We start from the raw sequence: 9,288 nt of genomic DNA, 5'->3' as shown, positions 1-9,288 counted from the left end.
CTTTAGCTTGTGCAGTTTCCAAAGAGGCATAACTGCCGCCTGTGAAAATCACTAACTCTTTGCCAGTAATGTCAGGATTTGAACCACTTACAGCGTCAAAGTTAGTCGTCGTCAAATTACCGAAAGCACCGCTGACAAACTGGAATTTGTCTACCCCAACAGTAAAGTCGGTAATTGTATCGCCGCCTTCGCCTGCTGCTTTGTAAACAAACAGATCCGCACCAGAACCGCCAGCCAGAACATCTGCACCAGAACCGCCGCTGAAGATGTCAGCAAACTGAGTACCAGTGACGCTGTTAGCCTTCGCATCTCCGGTAAACAAGACAGGAGTAGTGAAGTTGTAACCGCCAACACCAGAACCGAAATTGTTAAAGTCGCTTGGGAAAGTATTCCCAGCAGCAGTTAAATCGGCAACGCTACCTGAGTTGGTAGTAGTACCATTCGCAGGAGATGCGATCGTACCTGTAAATACAAAGTCCGCCGTTCCCAGATTGCTAGCAGCAGTACCCAGATTCGCAATCAAGGTAGAACCACCGGCCACGGTACCGTTCGAGTCAAAATACAACACAGTCTCGTTCGAGGCATTAGTAAATGCGAAGAAACCAGCAGTTGTAGAATTGCCCAGGGCTTTAGCTTGTGCAGTTTCCAAAGAGGCATAACTGCCGCCTGTGAAAATCACTAACTCTTTGCCAGTAATGTCAGGAGAGACCCCGGTAACACCGTCAAAGTTAGTCGTAGTCAAATTGCCGAAAGCGCTCGCGCTAAACTCGAATTTGTCTACCCCAACAGTAAAGTCGGAAATTTTATCGCCGCCTTCTTTAGTTGTCCTGTAAACAAACAGATCCGAACCAGTGCCGCCGCTTATGGCATCCACACCGAGGCCGCCGGTGATGGTATCGTTGCCGTCGCCGCCCTTGAGGCTATCGTTAAAGTTGCTGCCGACAATCTTGTCATCGCCTGCTAAACCATCGTAATTAACTGGGGCCGGAGAAGTGGTGAAATCCACATTGTCAGGGCCGGCAGTACCGACAGGAATATTTAGTGACGGGCCCGTGAAGACAAAGTTACTTACTTGCAGGCGAATGTTCAGCGCGAAACTGGCCACAATTTCAAAGCGCGCCCCAACAGCAAATACCAGTACAGAACGGCCGGTAGCGGCATCTGTAAACTGACAGAAAATAGGCGCCTCTGGGTTGCCACCCAACTGTGCAAACCGGGCTTGCAAAGTCGCGATGCTGGTAACACTGGTATCCAGAGTGAAGTCGAGCAAATTAGCGCTGCCGATCGACCCAGGAGCAGAATTAAGAGTAATGTCCAGTCGGGTCAAGCTAGAAACGGTGAGATTAGCAAAAGCTGCCGTAGAAAGCTCTAAAACATCGTCAGTGACATTAAAGTCAGTAATAAAGTCAGCTTCTGCAACTGTTTGAATCTCTTGGCGGGAAGTCCGGTAAATAAAGCGATCCCTTCCAGCACCCCCAATTAGACTATTGGTTCCTGTGCCGCCTTCGATCGAGTCATCGCCCTCATTTCCTGTTAATACGTCATTGCCACTACCGCCGATGATTTTGTCATTGCCGATGCCAGCTTCGAGATTGTCATCGTCATCGCCGCCGTCGATATCGTCATCGCCATCGCCACCTTTAACTGTGTCCTTACCTTTGCCGGCTTTTAATATGTCATTGCCGGCGCCAGCTTCGATATCGTCATCGTCATCACCGCTGTCGATATCGTCATCGTCATCGCCGCCTTTAATTGTGTCCTTACCTTTGCCGCCGATGATTTTGTCGTTGGCCTTACCGCCTGTAATGTTATCGTCACCATCGCCGCCTTCGATGTCGTTATCCAGCGTCTGAGAACCGACAATAACTTGAGGTTCTGTAGTGCCAGCAAACTTAAATAGATTTTGCTCGACAGTTAAGCCAAAACGTTGGCCGGTGAATTCTCTTCTGCCGTTGGTAACTTTAAAACCAAAACCAGCCTCACCCTTATAACCTAGTGTCGCTTTGAAACTTACTACGCCTGCGTTAATGTCTGCTTGAGTGAAGGTCAAACCGGTTTGTGTTACGGCGACTCCCTTAAAGAATAGTTGGCCGGTTGTAGCATCGGGCAGCTCGGTTACCGTGTAGACTATGCCACCAGGACCTTGCTGGTCATCGACAAAATTCAACAAATCAGGAGTAATAACTACCTCGCCGCCGCTGGAACCAGCAGTCAAGGGCTTATTAGCTTCCACTCGCGGAGGGTTAAAAATCGCAGTTGGAGTTTGAGTGGGAGTTTGAGTGGGAGTTTGAGTGGGAGTTTGAGTGGGAGTTTGAGTTTGAGGATCAACTCCTAAAAAGTCGCTAGCATCGATCTGCGTTGCGTTGACATTCGACAATCGCACCAGCGTCCTGTTATTGACCCGAATTTCAGTATTGGCCTCGACTTGTACAAAGCTCAAGCTGTTAAAGTTCAAGCCGCCAGCCAGCACAAACTTGTCTCCGCCGTCTTGGTAGTCAGTGATGACTGCACTTCCCCCAGACTGGTCACTCATGGCAAAAACGTCATTTCCCTCACCGCCGACACAGGTATGGTTGCCAGTACCGCCCATCAGCGTATCGTTGCCGTTGCCGCCCATCAGCGTATCGTCGCCGTTGCCGCCGCCGCTAACGCTGTCGTCGCCGTCGCCGCCGTCTGCCTTGTCATTGCCGTCGCCAGTAATGAGGGTATCCTTGCCGGCACCGCCCATCACGGTATCGTCGCCGGCACCGCCCATCACGCTGTCGTCGCCGTCGTCGCCTTCACACTTGTCGTTGCCGTCGCCGCCCATCACGGTATCGTCGCCGATGCCGCCGCTAACGCTGTCGTCCCCGTCGTCGCCGCTAACGTTGTCGCTGCCGGCACCGCCGATCACGGTATCGTTACCGGTGCCGCCGCTAACGCTGTCGTCGCCGTCGTCGCCTGCACAGTTGTCGCTGTCGGCACCGCCGATCACGGTATCGTTACCGGTGCCGCCGCTAACGTTGTCGTTGCCGTCGTCGCCGCTAACGTTGTCGCTGCCGGCACCGCCGCTAACGGTATCGTTATCTTTGCCGCCGTTAACGTTGTCGTTGCCGTCGCCGCCCTTAACGTTGTCGTTGCCCCGATCGCCCCTGACGTTATCGTTGCCTTCGCCGCCCTCGCAATCGTCGTTACCTTTGCCGCCATAGACGGTATCGCTGCCGGCGCCGCCGTCAACCTTATCATCTCCTTCGTTGCCGTGGGCCCAGTCATCGCCGTCATCGCCTTCGCAGGTGTCGTTGCCGGTACCGCCCATCAGGGTATCGTTATCTTTACCGCCGTTAAGCTTGTCGTTGCCTTTGCCGCCCTTAACGTTGTCTTTATCGCGATCGCCTCTTATTTCATCGTCGTCATCGCCGCCTTCGCAATCGTCGTCACCTTTACCCCCGTAAATATTATTTTTGTTGCCACGGTTTCCTTTGATGTTGTCTCGGCCTTGTTTGCCGAATATCTCCTGGTTAGCGCCGGTGGCGACAATTAAGTCATCGTCCTCGGTACCGACGACGGTTCGGCGGCGATCGATGCCGTTGCCATCATCTAAGTCATCGTCATCATCGTCATCATTACCTCCAAAAGTCTGGAAAGCGATGCCGCTGTCATCATCGTCGTCGCCGGCACCTTCTTCGGGTGTCGTAACTTTGTCGTTATCGGCCAAGGTGCCAAGCTCTCTTGCGATCGCTTCCTCAATCGCTTTCTCAGCGGAAATTTGAGGGGTGTTATTGTCTAAACCCCCGACAGGATTTTGTGTTTCATTTCGCTTGGGAAAAAGTGTTCCCGGTTCATTTGCTAAGAACAATTGTCCTTCCATCGTTGATATTTCCCAAAGAATGGTAAGCTTCTTACAATCACTTTATCACTAAGCAGGAGGCAGCAGAAGAAAAAATCTAACTTCATACTTTCGCCTACTAGAGGATCTGCTCTCCTCATCTTTACTATTATAGATGCCACTTAAACTGCAAGGGTTTTTTTCACTATGTTGTGAGTTTTATCTTCTGCCATTGCGAACCCAAATTAATTGATCCGCCACCTACACCGTAAGCGCTGCGCCGAAGCGCCGAGCTGTTTAGATGTTCTCCGTAGTTTCTACAGTAAGCTGCACCGAAGGGCCCATAATTGTAGATTCTCTACGTAATTTCTACAGTGAAATAGCTGATTTTACCTCGCAACTTACAACTCCCAAATAACTACCCAAAACCTGTATCCCCAAAATTTTACCCTTGCTTTTGTTGCGAGCTCGGCTGAGTGCATTGAATTTTTATAACACTCCCAGCTTTGACAAATCCTTCCCTGACTTAGGATTTGAATCTCTTGACTAAACGACTGCACGCTCCTAATTTTAGTTCCCGATGAGTAATTAGAAATTTAGATAATTCGCCCGGGTAAATATTTGTTCTAATTTTTGGTTGCACAATTTTCTCTCGATTCGAGGAAACCTCGCGAACTGAGAAAAAATTTTTTTTTCGGATCAATACTAATAGTTAGGTTAAAATAGCTCTATCTCAAGACAGATTGCCAAATTTGTCAAGAAGTAGTATATAGCAGAAGTCGTTTTTGGTGCAAGTTGCAAGCTCGATCGGCATTTTGAGCGGGAATGACCACGGCGAGGCTGCGAAACCCTATTGTTTTGTAGAGGCTTCGCTACCAAATCAAATAATTCTCCGAGAAACCGGCCTGATGAGGCGTAATTTTCTAGATGCCAAAAATGATGGTTGCTTGAGAGTACCGGAATAATTTGATTGCCATTGTATTGTTGAGAGTTCTTGGCTGCTTACGTTTATTTTTGCTGCTTAACTTTAACTAGATTAAGAGAGTTAAATAAAAAGTTTTCTATATCATAAAAGCGGTAAATTAGCAATAAGTTATTAGCAATTATCGACGGTCAACTATCGATTACCGATCGCCACTGAGGTCTTAAGGATGAGGGCGGAGGGCTTACGGATGAGAACCCAGGGCTGACCAATTAATTAATTGACACAAAATCAAGATTACACATGGGGGGTTAGTGGTAGAGGATAAGCGGTAAAGACCGCTTGACCGATCGGCAAAAAAAATAAAATACTCAACTTTCCCTGCGATATTGCCCTGAAACCGGTTGGGGTGAGCCGAAGTAATTTTAATAAGAACTAGAGATCCGCCTGGTAAAGTGCCTCCAATTTAACTTTACTCAGCAATGAGAAACTCAAGTTCACGACGAATCTAAAGGGGTCTGCGGTAGAGGTGCAAAATGTTAAAGATAGGAAGATTGGAGAAAATTCGGCTTTCACCGAGCCACAGGGCAATCAAAACTAATAAACTGTTATTAAAGTACAACTTTTATATTCTCAAAGTGTTTGAACAAATATATATGACCCTATCGATCGCCCGATCGGGGGAAGCGCATTCAGAAACTTTGATAGAAAGAGTAAAAAATATGTTGCCGAGTGCTATTGCTAGCCACAAAAACGCAGGCAAATTCAGAATTAAGGCGGGAGGGCGCTAAATCCGTGAGCCAGGAATTTCAACTCTCAGTCACCCCTGTTGGGGACGACGAATATCTAGTGCGGACAGAAAGGGTTGCACCCGGTGTACCCTTAGCCGAACAACAAGTCCGCTGGCCGATCGACGAATGGCTGGCACTGTCTGCTCAACTGATGAACGACCCGCTGGTGGGCTTGCTCCAGGGAAAAGTAGTACAGGGAAGCAATTTGGGTGGTCGCGGCCTCTCCCGTTCGGGAAACAACTCAGCGCCCAATTTAGTAGCCCTGGGGCAACAATTATACAGCGGGCTGTTTCAAGGAAACTTGCGCGATAGCTGGACTTGCGCTCAAGGCATCGCCCAGCACCGCCGAGAAGTGCTGCAACTGCGACTCGGACTCAAAGGCCGGCGCTTGCCGCGGCTGCCGTGGGAAGTTCTGCACGCCGGCGATCGCCCTTTGGCAACCGGCACGGATGTCGTGTTTTCTCGCTACCAACCAGGTACAAGTTTGTTCAAACAAACCCGGATAGTGCCTAGTAGCGGGCCACTAAAAATTTTAATGGCGATCGCCTCTCCGAGCGATCGAGACAGCTTGCAGCTCAAGCGAGAAGTGCTCCACCTGCAACAAGAACTCCAAAACCGCAGCGCTAATCCTCTCAAAAACAGCCCGCATTCTCCGGAAATTCAACTGACTATTCTCGAACAGCCGGATCGAGAACAACTTACCCAAGCCCTAGAACAAGGGCACTACCAAGTCCTGCACTACGCAGGCCACAGCAACTTAGGTTCCAGAGGTGGCGAACTCTACCTAGTCAGCAGCCGCACCGGCTTAACCGAAACCTTGAGTGGCGACGACTTAGCTGGATTGCTTGTTAACAACGGTATTCAGATGGCCGTGTTCAACTCCTGCCGCGGCGCCTACGGCGATCCCTCAGACCTCGCGGACGACAGCCCGGAACGGAACTTAACCGAAGCTCTAGTGAAGCGGGGCATTCCGGCCGTGCTAGCAATGGCAGAAAGCATCCCCGACGATGTAGCCCTAACTCTGACGCGGTTGTTTTACCGCAACCTCAATCAAGGCTATCCAGTCGATCTGAGCCTGAGCCGGGCCAGAGCTGGGCTAATTTCTGCCTACGGTTCTCACCAGCTATACTGGGCTTTGCCCATTCTCTACCAGCACCCGGACTTTGACGGCTATCTGATCGGTGGCCCAGCCCACAGCGCGACATCCGGGTCTCGGGTGCAAATAATCGCGTCGGGAACGCCGCCGGCTCTGGCGGGTACAGAATGGAGTGCGCCACCTTCACTCTCGGCGATCGCCCAATACCCGCCAATCCCAGCCAATCGATCGCATGAGTCAGACAGTTCTGACGGCGAAGTCTGGGAATATTTTCCCGACCAATTAAAAGATCGCAGGGATTGGGTTCACCAGAACGATCGATTCGATGCCACTAATTCACCGAACTCACCGACGGCTTCGCCGTCCTCTATTCCTAATTCTGAGTCTTCGGCGATCCAAGCAACTCGCGCCGCTGCACCGACTCAGAAACCGTTAAAAAAACCGGGGTTGAAAACATCTGTCGCCCTAATGCTTTGCTTATTGCCCGTTGCTTTGAGTGCTGGCTTTTTCGGGTGGCGCTACTCGCACCAGCGGGACACGAAACCTGAAGAGTTACTACCGGCGGTACGGACTCCCCTGTCGCAAAATTACCTGCAACAACGTCACTAAAAGCGATCGCCCACTGCTATGCGGAATTTACACCCTCTTGGTCTGGCTCCAAACTGGGTGGGGTTTTTGCTGGCCGTTCGCGATCGGCTGCCGGTGGAAAAGCGATCGAAAGTATGCTGCTCGATCGAATCTCGGACTTACCTTCATCAAGCCGGTTTTTACCGAAAATAAGCAGCAGCGCAACCAAGCATTTAGGAAGAAACCGGGTTTCTCGTCGAGAGAGTAAGTCCGGGACTGCTTGATATAGAATTCGTCAGTCGATTGTAGATTTTCGACTTCGGCTTGAGCCCGAAGTCGAAGGATTTGAGATTTTAGATTTACTCCACAGATGAATCTGGAAGCTTGAACAAGAGTCTAAAATTTTGATCTCTCCACGACAGGAGTCGGTGGCTTATATGCGTTTTTGGGCGGGCTGAGTCGGCAGCAGCAGCATTCGTCATTCGGCACAAGACAATAAAAGCCAGAGTTGCAACAATTAAGAACGTCCTCACCGTCAGTGCGGTTGGTATATTTCACAATAATTAAGTATGGAAGCGGCTGTGAGTTTGACGCGCCCCTCCAGTTGGTGGATAAATTTTGAGAGTCTGGCAGTTTACAGGCCCCGAGTGGAAACCAATATATTTCCATCGAAACTCCATGTCGGGAACCGCTGATAATTTGTAGTGCATCAAACATTTAAGCGGTTGTGCATTTAACTCGGTCTTTTTCAATTCCCCTGTGGAAATAACCTCAAGTTCTCTGGCTGGTGGCCGTAGGAGGAAGATTTTCCCGAGTTCCCCCTAGACATCTACTGATTCCTGGCGAAGTGTTAAGAGTCGCGAAGCAATCTCGCCCGATCAAAACTATTCCCCTCTTAGTGGCTGCCGGATGTTTCTGCCGCCGCGCCCATTGAGTCGGGTTTTAGCTTAAACCCGTTTACCGAAGAGGTGAAATTTCCTTCAATTTTTACCGGATTGCCTTCCCCAGACTGCGTTCTGTGCAAGTTATATGCCCAACACCTTAATAGAAGATTGCTCGTTGGTATTTGGGGTTTTGAGGGGATTTCCCGCCCGAAAAATAGGGTTTATACTATTTTAGATTTTAGATTTTAGATTTTAGATTGAAGAATTGGGAATGACTTATTCCATAAGGGTTTGGAGTACGGGCCTACAGTTGGATTCTTTTTGTAAAGTGATTTTGCAAGTAGCTGGCAGGGGCATCGAGAACAAGTGCTGCCTCCCCTTGTTGAGGTAAAAGTTAACCCCGGCCGGTAAATGCTGTCGGCAGATTTGCAGCGGCCGCGCTCTAGGTATTTCGATTCATGGCTATCTTGTTTTTACCTTGACCACAGACTCGATCGGGGATTGGTGAATGCAGGGAACAGACTTTACTGTAACAAAGTAAAGCATTTAATTTGCGACAATAATTCCCCGCGCGATCGCTCAGAGGCTTACACAAGCATTTGGGCCGCGAGGAGCAAATTGATCGCCCTTCGAGCATCCTTACTTGCACCCCCGGTCTTGAGGCGGCAAAAATTTATCCAGAATCTTAATATTCAGAATTCTTAGTATTGACAGTGAAACAAAGTTAATCTAATGTGTTGTAATTGATATAAGTAAAGTCCAATAAGCGAGGTACGGTCAATGGCAGAAACAGCTACAGCACCCTTAACAGGAAAAGGTCTGCTTCAAAAAATCAAAGGCAGTGATTTGCCGCGCAGAGAACTTGCAAAGCTTTGCGGCTACTTCACTGTCAGCAAAAGTGGAGAAACCCGGATTAATCTGGCTGAGTTTTACGATGCAGTGTTAGCTGCTAAGGGCATTGAGCTAGAGAAGTCGAAGGCAGACGGACGCGGGCGAGAAGCGAGTTATCGAGCTAGCGTTCACAAGAATGGTTCGATCGTGATCGGGGCAAATTATACCCAAGAAATGGGATTAAAGCCGGGAGACGAGTTTGAAATTAAGCTCGGATACAAGCACATTCGCTTGATTCAGATCGATGTGGACAGACCGGATGTGGAATTGGATGATGAAGAGGAGGATACAGAAGAATAGAGGCGATCGCGAGGCAGTCAGCCGATAGCAAG

At 49.5% G+C, this 9,288-nt stretch carries 6 protein-coding genes; 5 read left to right on the top strand and 1 reads right to left on the bottom strand.

The features are described from left to right. Window positions 1–3,847 (bottom strand): cadherin-like domain-containing protein (locus tag QUA47_RS01545; protein ID WP_333429438.1); only part of this gene is annotated, 3,847 nt, incomplete at its 3' end. Between the two features lie 743 nt (window positions 3,848–4,590). Between QUA47_RS01545 and QUA47_RS01540 the strand changes: the two genes are divergently transcribed. The 5 genes from QUA47_RS01540 (at window position 4,591) to QUA47_RS01520 (ending at window position 9,256) form a co-directional block, all read left to right on the top strand. Beyond that, a complete protein-coding gene (locus tag QUA47_RS01540) occupies window positions 4,591–4,770 on the top strand; it encodes a hypothetical protein (protein ID WP_333429437.1) in 180 nt (59 codons plus the stop codon). 613 nt (window positions 4,771–5,383) lie between these two features. Further along, on the top strand, window positions 5,384–5,518 hold the full coding sequence (locus QUA47_RS01535; RefSeq protein WP_333429436.1) for a hypothetical protein: 135 nt from the start codon (window positions 5,384–5,386) through the stop codon (window positions 5,516–5,518). A gap of 4 nt (window positions 5,519–5,522) precedes the next feature. Next, window positions 5,523–7,223 (top strand): CHAT domain-containing protein, encoded by a 1,701-nt coding sequence (locus tag QUA47_RS01530; RefSeq protein ID WP_333429435.1) that lies wholly within the window; start codon window positions 5,523–5,525, stop codon window positions 7,221–7,223. An 18-nt stretch (window positions 7,224–7,241) separates the two neighbouring features. Next, window positions 7,242–7,394 carry a hypothetical protein gene (locus tag QUA47_RS01525; protein ID WP_333429434.1) on the top strand — a complete coding sequence of 51 codons (153 nt, stop codon included), beginning with the start codon at window positions 7,242–7,244 and terminating at the stop codon, window positions 7,392–7,394. Window positions 7,395–8,845: 1,451 nt separating this feature from the next. Continuing rightward, on the top strand, window positions 8,846–9,256 hold the full coding sequence (locus tag QUA47_RS01520; protein ID WP_015177612.1) for an AbrB family transcriptional regulator: 411 nt from the start codon (window positions 8,846–8,848) through the stop codon (window positions 9,254–9,256). The last annotated feature ends 32 nt before the right edge of the window (window positions 9,257–9,288 follow it).

The organism is Microcoleus sp. MON2_D5 (assembly GCF_036701905.1).
Lineage (GTDB): Bacteria > Cyanobacteriota > Cyanobacteriia > Cyanobacteriales > Microcoleaceae > Microcoleus.
The sequence above is the reverse complement of the archived record's forward strand: the minus strand, read 5'-3'. Positions and strand labels throughout refer to the sequence as shown.